Source organism: Streptomyces sp. NBC_00104 (genome assembly GCF_045160825.1).
Taxonomy (GTDB): Bacteria; Actinomycetota; Actinomycetes; order Streptomycetales; family Streptomycetaceae; genus Streptomyces.
Map to the genome: position 1 here is coordinate 3,971,176 of NZ_CP108215.1, position 18,654 is coordinate 3,989,829.

The window sequence follows — 18,654 nt, forward strand, 5'->3', positions numbered from 1 at the left end:
GCCCCGATCACACCCCCGGCCGCTCCGATCACTCCGGCCGCTCCGGCCGCTCCGGGTCGCGTCCTCAGCTCGGGAGGGGCCAGGCGTACGGCCCCTCCGGGTCGTCCAGCCAGGCCCAGGCGTGGTCGCCGCGGACCGTGATGCCGTAGCGCTCGCGGGTCGGCATGCCCTCGCGCTGCCACAGGGCGAGCGCCTCGTGCGGGTCCAGGCTGCCCGCCGTGAGGGCCAGCAGGAACCGGAAGAGCTCGTGGTCACGGGCCCGGTGCGGCAGCCCGCCCAGGTGCGGACGCATCGCTTCCGGCTCACTCCCCCCGCGCAGCGGCACGAAGTACGCCGACGTGTGCAGGAAGCCCCCCTCGGCGTGCTCGGCGTCCTCGACCCGCAGCCGCACCAGCCCCGTGGCCAACGGCGTCAGGATGCGCGCGCCAGGCGTGCACTGGGCGAGCCAGGCGCGGGGGATCGAGTGCAGCGTGCAGGTCGCGATGATCCGGTCGTACGGCGCCCGCTCCGGCACCCCTCGCGCCCCGTCCCCGGTGACGACGGCCGGGTGGTACCCGGCGGCGTCCAGATGCCTGCGTGCCGCCTCCGTGATGTCGGCGTCCAGATCGACGGTCGTGACCAGGTCGTCCCCCAGCCGGTGCGCGAGCAGGGCGGCGTTGTAACCGGTGCCGGCGCCGATCTCCAGCACCCGGTCCCCGTCCTCCACCTCCAGCTCGGCCAACATCTTCGCCATCAGCGACGGCTGGCTGCTGGAGGAGATCAGCACCCCGTCGCGCACCCGCGTGGCGAGCGGTGTGTCCGCGTACGCGCCCCGCACCCAGCGGTCACGCCGCCGGGGGTCGCGCTCCTCGCCCCACAGCCGCTCGAAGCCGCCCGGGACGCCGACGTAGTAGTACGGCACGAAGAGGTGCCGGGGAACGCTCTCGAACGCCTTCCGCCAATCCGGGTCGGTGTCCCACGCCCCGCTCGCCTCGATCTCGCGCACCAGCGCCGAGCGGGCCTCGGCGGCGAGGCGTTCCAGGTCGTGATCCACAGCGTGCGTGCCCATACCTCCACTGTGCGGCCGGACGCCTCCAGAGGCGAGCACCACGGCACACCCGTCCGGAATCCACCCGTCCGCGCCCTTCGTCCGGCACACGGAAGGCGTCCGGCCCCGGCCCGGTCTCCGGCCGCCCCTCGGACGCCTCTTGGATGGTCCTAAGCCTCAAGTCCTCCGCCGCCGCGTCTGAGACCATGGGGAACGTGAATGAGATTCGGCGCGGCACCCTTCAGGAGCAGACCTTCTACGAGCAGGTCGGTGGCGAGGAGACCTTCCGGCGCCTCGTACGCCGTTTCTACGAGGGTGTCGCCGAGGATCCGATCCTGCGGCCCATGTACCCCGAGGAGGACCTGGGCCCGGCCGAGGACCGTCTCACGCTGTTCCTGATCCAGTACTGGGGCGGCCCCACGACGTACAGCGAGAACCGGGGCCACCCCCGGCTCCGCATGCGCCACGCCCCCTTCACGGTCGACCGTGCCGCCCACGACGCCTGGCTGAAGCACATGCGCGACGCCGTCGACGAGCTCGGCCTCTCCGAGGAACACGAGCACACGCTGTGGAACTACCTGACGTACGCGGCGGCCTCGATGGTGAACGCCCCGGGCTGAGCGGCCGCGGGACCCGACAGCACGACCGGGCAATGACCTTCGGAAGCACCCGGACGTTTCGACGGGCTCCCACACCGACGCCATGTGACCCACATCACGGCATCACATGCCTGGCATCAGGTGCTTGGGGAACCAGGAGGCGTGCTCAGCGGACGCTGACTCCCAACGTCCCCAGTCCGGCCCTGCGTACGGCGATCGACCCGTAGGGCGTACGCAGTCTGAGCCACGCGCCCGACGAGAACAGTCCCGGCGACGCCTCCTCGGGCGCCCCGCCCGCGCGGGCGGGGCGGAGGAAGCCGAGCGACTGGGCCGCGTGCACGGCCCGCACCGGCAGATGGGTGTCCCCGACCGCCCGGGACCAGATCTCCCGCCCGATCCGGTCGAGCTCGGCCCGCGTGCGCTGCTCGGGCACCAGCTCCTCGGTACGGGAGCGGAATTCGCGCACCGCCGCGGAGACCATCGCCCGCAGCGCGTCCGGCGCGGGCAGCCCCGCCTCCGGCCGCCAGCCGCCGCGTGGGGGAAGCACCCCGGCCCACGGCGGCCCGGTCACCGCCCCCGGCACGCCCGCCGTACCCGCCGGCTCGTCGATGGACTCCAGGAGTTCACCGGCCGACACGGTCACGTCGAGCATGACGTCGAGCCCGCTCTCGTACGGCTTGGCGAGGCGCACGGCCCGGATCGCCAGGACCTCGAAGGACGGTGGCCGACCGAAGACGGCCAGGGCGGTGCCGGCCGCCTGGAGGCGCACCGCCGCTCCCCGGTCGTAGTGGAGCAGCCTGGAGAGGAAGGCCGCGAGATCCGCCGCCTCCCCCTCGTCTGCGAGGTGGAGCACCGTCATGCGGCGACGGCCTCCTCCTCGTCGTCTCTGTATCCCTCCAGGAACTCGCGTTCCTCGGCGGTGATCCGGCGGGGCCGCTGGGTCGCGAAGTCGAACGGCACTATCACCGTCGAGGCCCGGACGTAGACCTGCTCGGGGTCCTTGACCTCATAGGCGATCGTGAACGACGCCGCCCTTATCTCCGTGACCCACAGCTCGATGTCCACCGGCTTGTGCCGGTGCACCAACTGCCGCTTGTAGTCGATCTCATGGCGCGCCACCACGGACCCCTGCTTGAAGTCCTTCTCCGGGCGGAACAGGAAGTCGATACGGGCTTCCTCCAGGTAGCGGAGGAAGACCACGTTGTTGACGTGGCCGTACGCGTCCATGTCCGCCCAGCGCAGTGGGCAGCGGTAGATGTGCCGCAAGATCAGCCTCGAGTCAGCTTCTTGTAGGTGGCGCGGTGCGGACGGGCGGCGTCCGCGCCGAGTCGCTCGACCTTGTTCTTCTCGTACGACTCGAAGTTGCCCTCGAACCAGAACCACTTGGACTCACCCTCGTAGGCGAGGATGTGCGTGGCCACCCGGTCCAGGAACCAGCGGTCGTGGGAGACGACCACGGCGCAGCCGGGGAACTCCAGGAGCGCGTTCTCCAGCGACGACAGGGTCTCGACGTCGAGGTCGTTGGTCGGCTCGTCCAGGAGCAGCAGGTTGCCGCCCAGCTTGAGGGTGAGCGCCAGGTTGAGGCGGTTGCGCTCACCGCCGGAGAGCACCCCGGCCGGCTTCTGCTGGTCCGGGCCCTTGAAGCCGAACGCGGACACGTAGGCGCGGGAGGGCATCTCGACCTGGCCGACGTTGATGTAGTCCAGTTCGTCGGAGACGACGGCCCACAGCGTCTTCTTCGGGTCGATGTTCTCGCGGCTCTGGTCGACGTAGGAGATCTTGACGGTGTCGCCGACCTTGATCGAACCGGAGTCGGGCTCCTCCAGCCCCTGGATCATCTTGAAGAGGGTCGTCTTGCCGGCGCCGTTCGGGCCGATGATGCCCACGATGCCGTTGCGCGGCAGGGTGAAGGAGAGGTCGTCGATCAGGACCTTCTCGCCGAAGGCCTTGCTGAGGTTGTTGACCTCGACGACCACGCTGCCCAGGCGCGGGCCCGGCGGGATCTGGATCTCCTCGAAGTCCAGCTTCCGCATCTTGTCGGCCTCGGCGGCCATCTCTTCGTAGCGGGCGAGACGGGCCTTGGACTTGGCCTGGCGGCCCTTGGCGTTGGAGCGGACCCACTCCAGCTCTTCCTTGAGCCGCTTGGCGCGCTTGGCGTCCTTCTGGCCCTCGACCTTGAGACGGGTCTGCTTGGTCTCCAGGTACGTGGAGTAGTTGCCCTCGTAGCCGATCGCGCGGCCGCGGTCGAGCTCCAGGATCCAGCCCGCGACGTTGTCGAGGAAGTACCGGTCGTGGGTGACGGCGACGACGGTGCCGGGGTACTTCGCGAGGTGCTGCTCCAGCCACTGCACGGACTCGGCGTCCAGGTGGTTGGTGGGCTCGTCGAGCAGCAGCAGGTCGGGGGCTTCGAGCAGCAGCTTGCACAGCGCGACGCGGCGGCGCTCACCACCGGACAGGTTGGTGACGGGCCAGTCGCCGGGCGGGCAGCCCAGGGCGTCCATGGCCTGCTCCAGCTGGGTGTCCAGGTCCCACGCGTTCGCGTGGTCCAGGTCCTCCTGGAGCTTGCCCATCTCGTCGAGGAGCGCGTCCGAGTAGTCGGTCGCCATGAGCTCGGCGACCTCGTTGAAGCGCCTGAGCTTGCCCATGATCTCGGCGGCGCCGTCCTGCACGTTCTGCAGGACCGTCTTGGACTCGTCCAGCGGCGGCTCCTGCAGGAGCATGCCGACGGTGTAGCCGGGCGACAGGAACGCGTCACCGTTGGAGGGCTGCTCGAGGCCCGCCATGATCTTGAGAACGGTGGACTTACCGGCACCGTTCGGGCCGACCACACCGATCTTCGCGCCGGGCAGGAAGCTCAGCGTGACGTCGTCAAGGATCACCTTGTCGCCGTGCGCCTTGCGTGTCTTGCGCATCGTGTAGATGTACTCAGCCAAGAGAAACCGTCCGGCAACTTGAAATCTGGCAGTGGGCAGTACCACCCATCTTGCCGCACGGCCAGCCCTCGACGGAAACCGGATGGTGAACCCCCTGCACGAGCGGCACGGCCCCGGCGCCTTGGGAGGCGTACCGGGGCCGCTTCGCACGCGTGTGTCACCGCGCGGTCACTCACTGTCGAGTTCTCAAGGAGCGCTTTCGCCTACGGATTCCTTGTCTTCGTTGTCTTCGTTGTCTTCGTTGTCTTCCTCGTCACGCGTTCCGCTTGCGGAGGAGGATCATCACCGCGCCGCCGATCACGACCAGGCCGATGGCGATGCCCCCGATCACCGGGGTGGCACCGGAGCTGCCGGTCTCGGCGAGGTCGGTGCCGGAGTCGGTGACCGCGTTGCCGCCCACCGTCGCCGGGCTCGGCTCGCTCAGCGTCTGGACCGAGTCCCCGCCCGCACCGGCCGCGGTCTCCGTCCGGCAGTCGAGCACGCCCCGGAACTGCTTCGCGAAGCCGTTCGGCCCCTCGATCGTGAAGTCGTACGCCTGGTCCTCCTGGAGCGGGATCGTCATCGTGCGGGTCTCGCCCGCGTCGATGGTGTAGGTGATCCCCATCAGCTCGAAGGTGAAGGGCTTGTCGCCCTGGTTGGCGGCCGTGATGTCCAGGCCGCCCTCGGCGCAGTTCTTCTCGGCGGACAGTGCGGGTATCGCGCCCTTCTCGGCCCAGTGCGCGGTCGCCGTCGCGGAGACCGTGGACTCGCTGGAGCCCGCGAGGATCTGGGTCTGGCTGCGGGTCTCGGAGGCGAAGGCACGGCCCACCGGCACGGTCGTCGACGCCTGCACGGTCAGCTCGGCCGTGCCGTCCGCGGTGTCCTCGGGCACGTCGAAGTACAGCTCGCTGCCGTCACCGGCCGAGGTCACGGCCTCACCGTCCGCGTCGACGACCTTCACGCCGTCCGCCGTCACGTCCGAGGGCGGGGTCACGGTCACGCCGTCCGCGTTGGTGTGCACCGTGACGGGCCCGACCCGCTCGCCCGCACGGCCGGAGACCGCCGGCGGGTCGAGGGTCAGGGAGGCGGCGGGCTCCGTGAGGTCCCGCGCGCTCTTCTGCAGGTAGTCCGCGAGCTTCTCCGCCTCCGGGTCCAGGGCCGTCACCTCGGCCCCGTCCGAGTACCGCCAGATCGCCACCTGGGTACCGGTCGCCGCGTCCTGTTCGGTGAGACCCTTGGCACCGGCCTTCCCGGCGAGTGCCGCGAGGTCGTTCACCTGCGGGTAGGAGTTCTGCAGGATCCAGCGGATCCTGCCCGCGTCCTTGTTGGCACCCAGCGAGGTTCCGCTCCAGGGGGTCTCCTGGTACTCGGCGTCCTTCTGCGTCGGGTTCTGGACGTCGACGCAGTAGGTCTGCAGGGTGCCGCCGCCGTCGACGAACATCTCGAACAGCCCGGCGGGGAGCTGCTGTTCCTGGCCGTCGTCGGTTCGGAGCACGGCCGTTCCGTACGTCTTGAGGCCGCCTATGGTCGCGGTCGCCCCGCCCGAGCTCTGCGCCTTCTCGTCGGCGGCGGCCGGGCCCGCGGTGACGATCGCACCCGCGGCGACGAGTCCGGACGCGAGTGACACGGCGGCGAGGCGGGTCGCCCCTCGCCTGCGCGCGGCCCACCCGGACCACCCGGACAACGACACCGAGAACGACGCCGAGAACGAAGAAACCACAGAATTTCCCTTCGAGCAGGACCCGTTGACGTGGGGGGTTGGGGTCCCACCAGCAGAATCAGAAGCCCCGTGGGCCATGCCCGGCATCCTAGGCAAGCGGCGCACCGCACTTCCCAGCCGTATCGTCGGACAACCGATCCGAATCGGAATCGTTATCGCTCGCACAGCCTGCGAACAGCACATATCGACAAGTCGATCAGGCGCACGCACGGACTCTTCACAACGCATTCGCCGATAAGCCACGACCGCGGCTCGGTCTGATGTCACGTCACTCCGACCGGCTCCGGCCGGAGTTCGGTCGCGGCGTCGAGCCGGTCTCCCGGCGGCGGTGTCTCCCAGTTCGGCTCCGGTGGGGACGGGGACTGAGCCGCCACCGGCATCTCGCCCCGGGGCGTCCGCCGGAACGCCGATGTGCCCCGCGACAGATCGTGGCCGATCGCGACCGCGTCGACGTCCGCCGAGACCCGGCTCTGCCCGTCCCGTTGTTCGGTACGCACCTTCAACCGCCCCTGCACCACGACCGGATCACCCAGCGCCACGGACGACGCCACGTTCGCGGCGAGCGTGCGCCTCGCCCACACCGTGAAGAAGTTGGTGTGCCCGTCCGTCCACTCGTTCTTCTCCCGGTCCCAGTACCGCGAGGTCACCGCCAGCCGGAACCGGGCCGACGAACCCGTCGACAACTCCCGGCAGACCGGCTGGGTCGCCACGTTCCCCACCACGCACACCATCGTCTCGTTCATCTCGCGAACCCCTTCCGCACGCCGGCACCGGGCGCCGGTGCCGACCGGACACGCGTACGGGCCCGTCCCGTACGGCTGCTGCGTCTGTCGTGCGGCGGTGCTGTGATCGCCGCGTGTTCAGACTGCCGCCGTCGGGCCGAGCCCGCTGAGCCCTGTGTGCTACTCGCCAGTTGTGGAAAACGCCGTCACCCGACGGGGTGAACCGGCCCTACGGAACCAGCCCTACGGGAACGGCCTCTCACCTCACCGGCGCCGCCCCCATCACCCGCCCGTACTGCTCCCGCACCTCCTGATACCGCAGCAGTTCGGCGGCCACCGGATCCAGCACCCGCGCCCGGCCGCACCCCGCGGCGGCTTCCCTCAGCCGCCGTTCCGCCTCGGAGCCGTATCGCCGCGCCGGACCGCGTGCCGCCAGTCCGCAGCCCCACTCGACGGCCGGGCCGCCGACGATGCCGATCACCATCAGCAGCACCGGCACCCCGAGATTCGGTGCCATGAAGCCGATGATCTGCCCCAACAGCCACAGCCCTCCCACGACTTGGAGGAGGGTCATGGACGCCTGCGCGAGCACCGCGGCCGGCCACCACCCCGGCCGCGGCGGCCGCCCCGTCGGCGCCCCGACCCGCATCGCCAGCTCGTCCAGCGCCTCGGGCAGCCCCTGCGCCCCGCGTACGGCCGCCTCGCGCACCGCCTGGGCCCAGGGCGCGGGCAACCCCGTCGCGGCGCGCTCCGACAACGTACGTACGGCCTGCTCGACGCGCTGTCGGGCAGTGGCCTCCTCGTCCACGGGCGCCGTCAGGGCGAGCCGTCCCGTCGGGGGTTCGCTCCGGTCCTGGTACCACCGCCACAGCCGTAGCCAGGGCGTACCGCACGCGCGGCCCGCGTTGCGCAGCCAGACGCGCTCGGCGGCCTCGCCCGCCGCGGTCGCGCCGACGGCGTCCGCGAGCCGCGCGGCGAACTCGTCCCGGGCCCGTTCGCTGAGCCCCGCCCGTCGCTGATGCGCGTACACCGGCCACAGCCGCGCGGCCGCCGCGTCCAGATCGGCGCGGACCCGGCGGGCAGGCGCGCCCCGCTCGGCCACGAACTGCTCCAGCGCGTCGCGCAGTTCTTCCACCCCGTCCCCGGTGAGCGCGGACAGCGCGAGCACGGCGGCGCCCGGTTCGCCGTGCTCCCCCAGCGCGATCCCGTCCTCGTCGAGCAGCCGCCGCAGATCGTCGAGCACCTGGTGGGCGGCCTCCCCGGGGAGCCGGTCCACCTGGTTGAGGACGACGAACATGACCTCCGCGTGACCGGCCAGGGGCCGCAGATAGCGCTCGTGGAGCATCGCGTCGGCGTACTTCTCCGGGTCGACGACCCAGATGACCGCGTCCACCAGTGCCAGGATCCGGTCGACCTGCTCCCGGTGCTGCACCGCAGCCGAATCGTGGTCGGGCAGATCCACCAGGACGAGGCCGCGCAGCTGGGCCTCCGCCTCCGGGCTCTGCAGGGGCCGCCGCCGCAGCCGTCCCGGGATGCCCAGCCGGTCGATGAGGCTCGCCGCGCCGTCGCTCCAACTGCACGCGATGGGCGCGGCCGTGGTGGGCCGGCGTACGCCCGTCTCCGAGATCGTCACCCCCGCGAGCGCGTTGAACAGCATCGACTTGCCGCTGCCGGTGGCGCCCGCGATCGCGACGACCGTGTGCTGCCCCGACAGCCTGCGTCGCGCCGCCGCCTCGTCCAGCACCCGTCCCGCCTCCGCCAGCGTCGCGCTCTCCAACCGCGTACGGGACAGTCCCACCAGCTCCCGCAGCGCGTCGAGCCGCGACCTCAGGTGCCCGTCGTACGCGAGCGGGACGACCGCCTGCGCCACCGGAGTCCGGTTCTCCACGGCCGGAACCCGCTCGACGGCACTCGTCTCGGTGGCCCGCCGGGCGATGAGCCCGTCGTCCCAGGGGTCGCCGGACTCCGTACGACCGGACGCGTCGCCGGACGTGCCCCCCGCACCGGGCGCGCCGCCGCCGGAACGGTCGGGCACGCGCGCGTGGACGTGGTTCTCGCCCCTCGGACGCTCGTCGCGGCTCGTTGGGCCGACGGTCCTGTCCCGCCCCTCGCTCTCTTCGGGCTCTTCGGTCTTCTCGGTCCGCTTGTCCTCGGCGCTCTCGGACGGACCTCCGTCCGGCTTCCCCGGGCGCGTTTCCCCGAAAGCGCCGGAAGCACCCCTCCCCAGGTGGCCGCCCCCACCAACGTCACCCTTCTTCCTGTCGACGTTCTTCTCGCCTTTCGTGTCCTCACCCTTCTCGGGAACGTCGTCTCCGGTCTGATCCGTGTGGTCAGTGACGGCGGTCACCACGGTCACCTCTCCTTCTGCAGTACGGACAGGGCGGCGATGAGTTCGGCCTGTGGTCCGGGGTGTACGTCGAGTGCGTCGAGCGGGGCGAGGTGGCGGTCGCGCTCGGCGTCGAGGGCCCGGTCGAGGTACTCGGTGAGCAGCCGTCCGCCGCGGTCGCGGAGCCGTAGCGCGCCGTGCGCCCCGATCCGTTCGGCGAGCCCCTCCCCCGCGGACCGGGCCCGTCGGCCGCCCAGCAGGGCTGTGGCGCCCAGGGCGGCCACCACCTCCACGTCCGGCGCGACGCTTCGGTCGAGGTCGCGCACCTCTTCCTCGGCGTACTCCTCGAGGACGCGCCGCCAGCGTCGTACGGTCATCCCGATCCGGTGCTCGACGCCCTCCCGCGTCGCGTCACGTTCCGTCAGTCCGGCGGCCACCGCGGCCGGTTCGCGGCCCCAGGCCTCGCCGATCCGCTCGTCGGCGGCGGTGACGGCGCACAGCACCAGGGTGCCGAGGCTTTCGACGAGGGCGTCGAGCAGTTCGCCGGGGGTGCAGTCGAGCGGATAGCTGCGCCACCGCTTGAGGGCGTCGCCCGCGAGCACGGCCCCCGACTGCAGGCGCCCCTTCACGCGCGCGTGCTCGCTGTCGTACGCGGTGTCGACGGCGGCGGTGAGCCGGAGGGCGGCGGAGTACTGCTGGGCCGCCGCGCTCGCCAGCTCGGGCATCCGGGACCTCAGCGAGTCGAGAACCCCGTGCGCGGTGCGCGCCATGGCCTGGTGCCGGGCTCCCTGGTCGGTCGCCTGCTGGACGAGCCAGGTCCGCAGCGGTGCGACGGCGGTGCCCGGCAGCAGCCCGCCGCCCCAGGCGGACTCGGGCAGTTCGGGCACGGTGAACCGGGGTACGTCGCCGAGCCCGGCCTTGGTCAGCAGCGCCGCGTACTGCCGGGAGACCTCGGAGACCACCTGGTGGGGCACCCGGTCGAGCACGGTGACCAGGGTCGCCCGGTGCTCCTTCGCGGACCGCAGCAGATGCCAGGGCACGGCGTCGGCGTAGCGGGATGCCGTGGTGACCATCACCCAGATGTCGGCGGCGCAGATGAGTTCGGCGGCGAGTACGCGGTTGTCGGCGTCCAGGGAGTCGACGTCGGGCGCGTCGAGGAGGGCGAGACCGGGCGGGAGGCTGTCGGCGGTCTCGACGCGCAGGACGCGCTCGCCGTCCTTGCCGCCGTCCCTGTTCGGTGGAAACGCGTCGTCGCCCGGATCCTGACCGGGCTCCCGCTGAGGCCGCCACGCGCGGGTGAGGTGGGGCAGCACGCGCATACCGCTGAACCAGTGGTGGTCCTCGGGATGGCAGATCAGTACGGGCGTACGGGTCGTCGGCCGCAGCACACCGGCCTCGCTGACCTTCCGCCCCACCAGGGAGTTGACGAGAGTGGACTTGCCGGCGCCGGTCGACCCCCCGACAACGGCGAGCAACGGCGCTTCGGGTTGTCGCAACCGGGGCACCAAGTAGTCGTCGAGTTGTGCGAGCAGTTCGTCGCGGTTGGCACGCGCGCGCGGGGCCCCTGCCAGGGGCAGCGGAAAGCGCGCGGCGGCGACACGGTCGCGCAGGGCGGAGAGCGCGTCTAGCAACTGAGGCCGTACGTCCAAGGTCACCACATGCGAAGAATGCCCAATTTTGTGGACTTTCTGAAGCATATGACTACGTCTGCGCGCCGACAGAACAGATGGGACGGAGGGGGCGAGAGGGGCGCAGGCATAACGAGTGCACAACACCCGGGGTCCGAGGCGCCAAAAGAGGTGCACGATTCGTACCTGCCTGCGATTATCAGGACCGCTTCACTGAACCTCCACATTGAGCCACGGAGGCGAAGCAACAGGGACAAGGACTGGGGAGCCCTATCCTTGTCCCCGGCAACGTCACGGATCAGCCCACACCCGGGCACCACGACAGAGGCCACCACACCCGGCCCCCGTAGCTCAGTGGATAGAGCAGGCGCCTTCTAAGCGCTTGGCCGCAGGTTCGAGTCCTGCCGGGGGCGCTCTGCACACGCATCGTTTCCGCCCTCCCTCCGGGAGGGCGTTTTTGCTGGTCAGAGACATGACAAGAGGCCCGTCACCGCGGCGCCGCAAGGCCGGACCGGCTCCCTGGTCCCTGGTCCCTCTACGGCCGGCAGGGCGGTACGTCATTCCAGGGCAGGGTAAAACGGCATACAGGTTGAATGAGAGCCGCATATCGGATCATCCTTGGCGCCATGAGTCTCGCCTCCGCCTCCTTCGGCCTGCCCGCCACGGGCGACTACGCCCGCGACTGGGCCCTGGTCGATGTGGAGACCTCCGGGCTCATGCCCCGGAGGGACCGGGTGCTGTCCGTCGCGGTGGTGACGATCGGGCCGGACGGCGAGCAGACCGGGGAGTTCTCCACTCTGCTCGACCCGGGATGCGACCCGGGACCGGTGGAGGTGCACGGGCTGACCGTCGAGCGGCTGCGGGGTGCCCCTACCTTCGACCAGGTCGCCGGGCGGATCGGAGCGATGCTCCAGGACCGCGTCCTGGTCGCCCACAACGCCCAGTTCGACTACGACTTCCTGGCCTACGAGTTCGCCCGTGCCCGGATGTGGCTTCCGGTGTCCCAGCGGCTCTGCACCTTGGCTTTAAATCGTCAGGTAGACCCGCCGACGGACGACATGAAACTGGGCACGCTGGCCGCCCACTACGGGGTACCGCAGCAGCGCGCGCACGACGCGCTGGACGACACCCGGGTGCTTGCCGGGATCCTGCGGGCTTCGCTGCGCGAGGCGGCGCGGCTCGATCTGCCCTTGCCGCTGGTCAGCTGCCCACCGCGGGCGGAATCGCAGTTCACGCCGAAGCCGCCCAAGACACCGTGCGCCTACCGCAATCCGGGGCGCATGGCTCCCGGCGGGCCGCTGCTGCAGGGGATGAAGATCGCGATAACCGGTGAGACCGCGCACGCGCGGGCGGAGCTGGTCGGGCGGGCTGTCGCCGCAGGACTGAACATGATGACCTCCGTGAGTCGGCACACCAGCGTGCTCGTCACCAACGAGCCGGCGTCCCGATCCGCGAAGGCCCGACGCGCAGCCGCCGAGGGCGTGCCGGTCATCGACGAGCACACCTTTCTGCGACTGCTGGCCGACGTGCGGCCCGGGACGGTGCATGAGGCGACAACGGCTTCCGCCGTGATCGCGCCGGTGGAAGAGCCGGCAGTGGCAGCAGCTCAGGCCGCCGAACCCGAATCCACCACAGCGCCTGCCCCGAACGTACCTGTCCTGCCGCCGTCCTCCCCCGGCGCGACCGTCCCCGCTCCGCGCCAACCGGGCGACTCGGCCGGCACCTTGGCGGCCGGCACCTCGGCCAAGCCGCTGACGAACCGCCGGGTGCTGGTGCTCGGCGGTGCTCATGCCGATGCTGCCGCGGCTCGTACCCGCGTCGTCGAGCTGGGCGGATCCGCAGCGGTCAACCTGTCCGCCAGTGTCACCGACGTCGTGCTTCTCGCTGCCGGTGAGAAGGACCGCCGTATGAGCCGTATCACCGCCCTCGAACTCCCCCTGCACGACGCGGATTGGCTCACTTCCCCGACCGCCACCGACCCTGCCTCGGCGGCTGTCCGGCCGAAGGAGCCGCACGTGATGCCGAGGGGCGGCGTCATCGACCTGCCCATCCCGAACGGCAGACCCGCGCCCGAGTGGTACGTCACCGCCAGTTGGGCTCCGCAGGCCGACTGCGAGATCGACGTCGTCGCCTTCATCCTCGACGAGGACGAACAGGTCACCTTCGACGAGGACTTCATCTTCTACGGCGCCCCGGAGAGCCCTGCCGGGACGGTGCGGCTGCTGACCGGCGGCCCGGCGGAACAGACCATCGCCCTCGACCTGGCATCCCTGCCACCCGCGACGCGCAAAATCGTCGTCGCCGCGGCCATCGACGGCGCGACCACCTTCGGGACGGTCGGCGCGATCCAGATCGGGGCGGCTCCCGGCAACAGCGGATCGCCCCTCACCCGGGCCACCCTGGACGCCGCGACAACCGAACGCACCATGCTCCTCGCGGAGATCTACCGCAGGGGCCCGGTCTGGCGCCTGCGCGCCGTAGGCCAGGGCTACGACCACGGCCTCGACGCCCTCGCACGCGGTTACGGGGTCGACATCGCCGGCTGAACGACGGTGCCGGAGGCGGAGATCTGCCGCATCCCCTGGATCGGGAACGGCGACGCGGCGTGGGCGAGGCTCCCTGCGGCAGGCGTTCCCAGGCGATCCCTGAACTGACCATCGACCGGGAGTAGTTCACCCGGGAGGATTCGCAGACGGTGGCATACGGCCCGCTGCCCAGGGTGACCAGCAGCGGCAGGTCGCCGAGGTTGCCGCTGTCGGTGCTGGAGGTACTGGAGGTACTGGAGGTACTGGAGGTGCCGGTGTACGGGATGGCGTCCGGCGGCGCTGTCGCGCTGTGGGCGACCTCGTCCCGAGCGCTGCAGTTCGTGGTGTTGTCGGGGAAGACCCAGTTGGTCAGCTCGTCGGAGATGGTGGCGCCGCCCCCGTGAGGAGCCCCTCGTCGCGACAGCCCGGAAGCCTCCATGGCGTGTTCACCTCTCCTGGCCGCTGCCGGCAGCCGATGACGTCCGGGCACCACCGTCCAAACAAAACCAACCAGTAACGAACTCCGGCGACTTGCAGGGGTTGTTCTACTCGCCGATCTTCCGGCTGGTCAACGGGTCCGCGTAAAAGTTTCATGTGACTGGTCGTCAACTGTGCGGCGCATCACCCCACCCGCCCGACCGGATCAGTCAAAAAGAAACAGAAACCAACGCCGATGTCTTGACAGGGCTTCTGCCGACAGTTGTCATTAACCCGCCATACAGCGGACATGTACGTCTCCCTGTCAGCCGGTCACGGACCCGGCCCCGCCGTACCAGGCCCCCCGCCGCACCACGATCCCCTCGTACGCGGCCCCCTCCCCGCCCCCTCCCTCCCCGCTGCGGCCTCGCAAGCGGCACCGCCGTGCCTGCCTCCGAACAGACGCGGAGCCGGGACCTCGAAGAAGAGGTGAAGAAGCATGTCCCCAGGAACGTCTTCCGACCGGAGCAGCACCCGCGGACGCAGACCACGGCGCACGACCGCCGTCCTGCTCCTGACCCTGCTGGCGGCTGTCGCCGCGCTCCTGATACCCGCCTCGGCCGCCCAGGCCGCCACCACCGTGACCTTCACGACCGGCGCGGCACGGACCGACACCAGCGGCAACACCCTGCAACTCCACGGCATGGGCATCATCAAGGTCGGTGACACCTGGTACGGCTTCGGCGAGAACAAGACGGGCGTGACCTCGTCCAACACGTCCTTCCAGGCCATCGCCTGCTACAGCTCGACCGACCTGGCGAACTGGACGTACCGGGGCGACGCGCTGTCCCTGCAGGGCAGCGGTGACCTCGGCCCGTCCCGGGTGGTCGAGCGGCCGAAGGTGATCTACAACGCCACCACCCAGAAGTACGTGATGTACGTGCACATCGACAGCCTCACCTACTCCGAGGCCAAGGTCGGTGTCGCCACCAGCAGCACGCCCTGCGGCCCCTACGACTATCGGGGCAGCTCCCGCCCGCTGGGCCAACTGAGCCGTGACATCGGCCTGTTCCAGGACACCGACGGCACCGCCTACCTGCTGTCGGAGGACCGCAACAACGGCCTGCGCGTCAACCTGCTCTCCAGCGACTACCTCACCCCGGTGAGCACGGTCGCCATCCTGGGCAGCGGCGGCAGCGCCAACAGCTTCGAGTCACCCGCGATGATCAAAGCCAACGGGATCTACTACCTGCTGGCCTCGCATCTGACCGGCTGGAGTCTGAACGACAACGTCTACTCCACCGCCACCTCCGTCAGCGGCACCTGGTCGGCGATGAGGAACTTCGCCGCCCCGGGCACCAAGACCTACGGCAGCCAGACCGCCAACATCATCACGGTGGCCGGCACCTCCGGTACGACGTACATCTACGCCGGTGACCGCTGGAACGCCTCCGACCTCGGCGCGTCCCAGCTCATCTGGCTGCCCCTGACCATCAGGGGCACGACGGTGAACCTCGGCCAGTACCCGACCTGGTCACTGGATGTCCAGGCAGGCACCTGGACGCCGAACAGCGGCGTGCCGGGTGCGGGGGCCCACACCCTGACGAACTCGGGCAGTTCCCTGCGGCTCGGCGTCACCGGCGCCTCCACCGCCACCGACGCCAAGATCATCCAGGCGACAGCCACGAGCGGGACGGACCAGCAGTGGACCGTCACCAAGGTCGCGGACAACATCTACACGCTGAAGAACGTCAAGAGCGGGCTGTGCCTGGACGTGCCCAGCAAGTCGACCGCCGAGAACCGCCAGCTCATCCAGTGGACCTGCAACGGCGGCACCAACCAGCAGTTCTTCTTCGACCTGGTCGGCAGTTACACCGGCAGTGTCTACATGCTGGTGGCCGTGCACAGCGGGCTGAACCTCGGGGTGCTGAACAACGCGACGACGACCGGAGCGGCGGTCGTCCAGCTCACGGGCACGGGTGCGGCAAGCCAGAAGTGGACCGTCGGGTGACGCCCTCGCGGTGAGGTGAGTGCCGGCCCGCTGCCACTGCCCGTGGCAGCGGGCCGCACCCTGGGCATCGTCGAGGCTCCAGCTCCAGGGTCATGGCAATGCTCACCGTTACGCCCCGGCGGACCCGGCGGCCAACCCCGGTGCGGTTCCCGCGAAGGCGCTGGTGACGGCCGGTTCACGTCGTTCTCGGCCGTGACCCGCGAGGTCGCCGCCAGTTCGGCGAGAGGACACGAACCAGAACCTCGAACCGTATCCCTCGACCCCGGGCCCTACGCCGCAGATCGGCCCTCAGGTACCCAGTAGAACCCGAACTGCCGCCGTAGATGCCCCAGATCCACCAGGTACCGGCGCAGCGTCACATGGTCCAGCGGTGCGCCCTCGCACCAGGCGCGCAGCTTCTCGTCGACGGCCCGTTCGGGGTACTCGACGCCCGGCTCGAACGTCCGCTCGGCGACGTACCGCAGCACGACCAGCTTCCGCTGCCACCGGGCGGGCAGCCGGACGAGACGCCCGTCGCGCACGAAGGTCCGGAGCACGGGATCGGATTGCTCGGTCCCGTCGGCCTGCCCCGTGCCGTCGACCTGCCCCGTGCCATCGGTCTGCCCCGTGCCATCGGTCTGCCCCGTGCCATCGGTCCGTTCCGTGCCATCGGTCCGTTCCGTCTCGGAGTCCCGCTCGGCCTGTTGGGCCCGTTCGGTCCGAGGGCTCGCGTCCCGTACTTCGGCCCGCTTCTCCACGCCGTTCACTCCTCTGCCCCGCTGTGCGACTGACCGTCCCCGTCGTCCGGAGGCTAGCCGTCGGTCTCCCGTGAGCGAACCGATTTTCCGTCCGGCGCGGGGGCGTCCGGGTGCGGCCCGCCCCCACACCCCTGTTCGGAAAGGGTGATCCGCCGATGAACGCCGTGACCCTCGGTGCGCGGGAGCGTTGAAGGGGCGTGCGGCCACGCAGAGGCGGTCGTGCTCACCGATCAAGAAGGAGAACGTGATGTCTCGCATCGCGAAGGCAGCCGTCGTCACGCTCGGCACGTCCGCTGTCGTGCTCAGCGGCGCCGGCCTGGCCGCGGCGGACGCCGGCGCCGAGGGCAAGGCCGTCGGTTCCCCGGGTGTCCTGTCGGGCAACGTCGTCCAGGCCCCCGTCCACGTGCCGGTCAACCTGTGCGGGAACACGATCGACGTCGTCGGCCTGCTGAACCCGGCCTTCGGCAACGTCTGCGTCAACAAGAGCCACGACGACCACAAGGGCAACCCCGGCCCGTCCGGCTACGGCCACTGACGGGGCCGACACCCCGAGCGGCACCACAGCGACAAGAAGCCCCCGACGGTGTCCCACCGTCGGGGGCTTCGCGCCGCTCCCGGACAACCGCTCCCGGAAGCCCCTGCCTGTCACGCGTACCGGCCATACGTACCGATCACGCGTACCGGCCGCACGTACCGATCACGCCCACCGGTCACGCGTACCGATACACGCTCCCGATCTCCTCCATCGCGCCCGGAGTCACGTTCCAGGGCGGCATCCGCTCGTCCCGCGCGACGATCCGTCCCCGCTGGGAGTCACCCCTCCCCGGCGGCTTGGCCGGCAGGTAGCGCGCGCCCCGGTGGCGCCGTTGCCAGCGCGTCCACTGGAGGTCGACGAAGGCGTGGTGCAGCCAGAAGACGGGGTCGTTGACGGAGGCACCCCCGACCATGTGCCCGCCGACCCACCGGTGCACGCGGTTGTGGGTGAGCCACGAGCCGTTGCCGGTCCCCTGACCCCACCCTTCGAGCCGGTTGCGGAAGCCCCCGCGGGTGACCGAGTTCCAGGGCGCCTTGTCGTAGACCGGATCGGCGAGGGCCGCCTCCAGGTCACGGGCGGTGGGCAGGGCGACGGGGTTGCGGGGATAGCCGAAGTCCCGGGTGAGGTACTCGACGTCCGTGAGCCCCTCCGTGATGGTCCACCCGCCGGTGCCGTACGCGAAGGGGCCGGTCATCACCCGGTGGTCGGAACGCCGCCCGTTGCCGCCGAGCAGGTCCGCCGTCCAGGGCACCGACGTCGTCGTACGGTCCCGGGTCCAGTCCCAATACGGCACGGTCACCGAGTCGTCGATCCGGCGCAGCGCCTTCTCCAGCTCCAGCACGAACCGGCGGTGCCAGGGCAGGAAGGAGGGCGTCATGTGGGCCGTACGCAGACCGCCGTCGCCGTCGGAGACGTAGTGGTCGATGTGCATCCGCACGAACTCGTCGTACTCGCCGCGCTGTTTGAGCTCAAGCAGCGCGCCGACGAACCGCCGCCGCTCCGCGCGCGTGAGCGTGCTGACGTCCTTACGGGTGTAGGCCATGGCCGACCGCCCCCTCCGCCACGTCCCGTACGCGCAGGCGCTGGGTGACTCCGAGTTCGTCGACGGCGGCGCGGGTCGCCTCCAGCGCCGTCGGGTACGAACGGTAGTGGTCGATCATGCTCAGGTACGTGCCGTCCGCTCGGCGCATGAGGTGCAGCGGGCGCCCGTCGACGGTGACGTCCCACGCGCCGGGGCCGGGCGTCCGGGCGCCCAGGTAGGCCGCCCGGCCCGCGTCGGCCGGGACGCCCTGGATACGACGGCCCCGGTACGTCTCGTCGAAGTCGGCCTCCTCGGGTCGCTCCAACCGGCGGGGCCACGCGGCGGCGACGACGGGGGCCACGGCCAGGGCGACGGCCGACACGCCCAGGGCACGCAGCGCGTTGCGGCGCGTTCTGCTCCGGCCGCCGTCGGGGTCCACCGTCACTCTGCTGACGACCAACACTCTCTCCTCGT

At 70.7% G+C, this 18,654-nt stretch carries 16 protein-coding genes and 1 tRNA gene; 6 read left to right on the forward strand and 11 right to left on the reverse strand.

The genetic code is table 11. From position 1 onward, the window contains the following. Positions 1-64: 64 nt before the first annotated feature. Complete coding sequence (locus OG272_RS17425; protein ID WP_327729675.1) at positions 65-1,048, reverse strand: methyltransferase domain-containing protein; 984 nt, start codon at positions 1,046-1,048, stop codon at positions 65-67. A 185-nt stretch (positions 1,049-1,233) separates the two neighbouring features. On the opposite strand from OG272_RS17425, the gene OG272_RS17430 reads away from it, so the two are divergent. Continuing rightward, positions 1,234-1,647, forward strand: coding sequence for a globin (locus OG272_RS17430; RefSeq protein WP_326582749.1), 414 nt, complete (start codon positions 1,234-1,236; stop codon positions 1,645-1,647). 145 nt (positions 1,648-1,792) lie between these two features. On the opposite strand, the gene OG272_RS17435 is transcribed toward OG272_RS17430, so the two are convergent. The 7 genes from OG272_RS17435 to OG272_RS17465 form a co-directional block, all read right to left on the reverse strand. Then, complete coding sequence (locus tag OG272_RS17435; RefSeq protein WP_326582748.1) at positions 1,793-2,485, reverse strand: hypothetical protein; 693 nt, start codon at positions 2,483-2,485, stop codon at positions 1,793-1,795. Further along, on the reverse strand, positions 2,482-2,892 hold the full coding sequence (locus OG272_RS17440; RefSeq protein WP_326582747.1) for a thioesterase family protein: 411 nt from the start codon (positions 2,890-2,892) through the stop codon (positions 2,482-2,484). The genes OG272_RS17435 and OG272_RS17440 overlap by 4 nt, the downstream gene beginning before the upstream one ends. 2 nt (positions 2,893-2,894) lie before the next feature. Further along, complete coding sequence (gene ettA, locus OG272_RS17445; protein ID WP_326582746.1) at positions 2,895-4,559, reverse strand: energy-dependent translational throttle protein EttA; 1,665 nt, start codon at positions 4,557-4,559, stop codon at positions 2,895-2,897. A gap of 253 nt (positions 4,560-4,812) precedes the next feature. Beyond that, complete coding sequence (locus OG272_RS17450; RefSeq protein ID WP_405896030.1) at positions 4,813-6,228, reverse strand: TQXA domain-containing protein; 1,416 nt, start codon at positions 6,226-6,228, stop codon at positions 4,813-4,815. A gap of 293 nt (positions 6,229-6,521) precedes the next feature. Then, entirely contained in the window at positions 6,522-7,001 is a 480-nt protein-coding gene (locus tag OG272_RS17455; protein WP_326582745.1) for a single-stranded DNA-binding protein, read from the reverse strand. A 238-nt stretch (positions 7,002-7,239) separates the two neighbouring features. Then, entirely contained in the window at positions 7,240-9,327 is a 2,088-nt protein-coding gene (locus OG272_RS17460) for a GTPase (protein ID WP_405893981.1), read from the reverse strand. 5 nt (positions 9,328-9,332) lie between these two features. Next, the gene (locus tag OG272_RS17465; RefSeq protein ID WP_326582743.1) at positions 9,333-11,003 is read right to left on the reverse strand and encodes a dynamin family protein; all 1,671 of its coding nucleotides are present in this window, start codon (positions 11,001-11,003) and stop codon (positions 9,333-9,335) included. 271 nt (positions 11,004-11,274) lie between these two features. On the opposite strand from OG272_RS17465, the gene OG272_RS17470 reads away from it, so the two are divergent. The 4 genes from OG272_RS17470 to OG272_RS17485 all read left to right on the forward strand — a co-directional run bounded on the left by OG272_RS17470 (position 11,275) and on the right by OG272_RS17485 (position 15,887). Next, positions 11,275-11,347: transfer RNA gene (locus tag OG272_RS17470), tRNA-Arg, on the forward strand. A 213-nt stretch (positions 11,348-11,560) separates the two neighbouring features. After that, positions 11,561-13,480 carry a DEDDh family exonuclease gene (locus OG272_RS17475; RefSeq protein ID WP_327729673.1) on the forward strand — a complete coding sequence of 640 codons (1,920 nt, stop codon included), beginning with the start codon at positions 11,561-11,563 and terminating at the stop codon, positions 13,478-13,480. Between the two features lie 149 nt (positions 13,481-13,629). After that, positions 13,630-13,863 carry a hypothetical protein gene (locus tag OG272_RS17480; protein WP_405893983.1) on the forward strand — a complete coding sequence of 78 codons (234 nt, stop codon included), beginning with the start codon at positions 13,630-13,632 and terminating at the stop codon, positions 13,861-13,863. 512 nt (positions 13,864-14,375) lie between these two features. Then, positions 14,376-15,887: an RICIN domain-containing protein gene (locus OG272_RS17485; protein ID WP_405893984.1), complete on the forward strand. Its 1,512-nt coding sequence runs from the start codon at positions 14,376-14,378 to the stop codon at positions 15,885-15,887. 269 nt (positions 15,888-16,156) lie between these two features. Here OG272_RS17485 and OG272_RS17490 read toward each other — a convergent pair whose 3' ends face one another. Beyond that, complete coding sequence (locus tag OG272_RS17490; protein WP_405893985.1) at positions 16,157-16,624, reverse strand: DUF2087 domain-containing protein; 468 nt, start codon at positions 16,622-16,624, stop codon at positions 16,157-16,159. A gap of 247 nt (positions 16,625-16,871) precedes the next feature. Here OG272_RS17490 and OG272_RS17495 point away from each other — a divergent pair, with 247 nt between their 5' ends. Further along, positions 16,872-17,159 (forward strand): chaplin, encoded by a 288-nt coding sequence (locus OG272_RS17495; RefSeq protein WP_326582737.1) that lies wholly within the window; start codon positions 16,872-16,874, stop codon positions 17,157-17,159. Positions 17,160-17,334: 175 nt separating this feature from the next. Here the strand turns inward: OG272_RS17495 and OG272_RS17500 are convergent, their stop codons facing one another. Then, complete coding sequence (locus OG272_RS17500; protein ID WP_327729670.1) at positions 17,335-18,201, reverse strand: tyrosinase family protein; 867 nt, start codon at positions 18,199-18,201, stop codon at positions 17,335-17,337. After that, positions 18,185-18,643 carry a tyrosinase cofactor gene (locus tag OG272_RS17505; protein ID WP_405893986.1) on the reverse strand — a complete coding sequence of 153 codons (459 nt, stop codon included), beginning with the start codon at positions 18,641-18,643 and terminating at the stop codon, positions 18,185-18,187. Before OG272_RS17505 ends, OG272_RS17500 begins: the two co-directional genes overlap by 17 nt. Between the last annotated feature and the right edge of the window lie 11 nt (positions 18,644-18,654).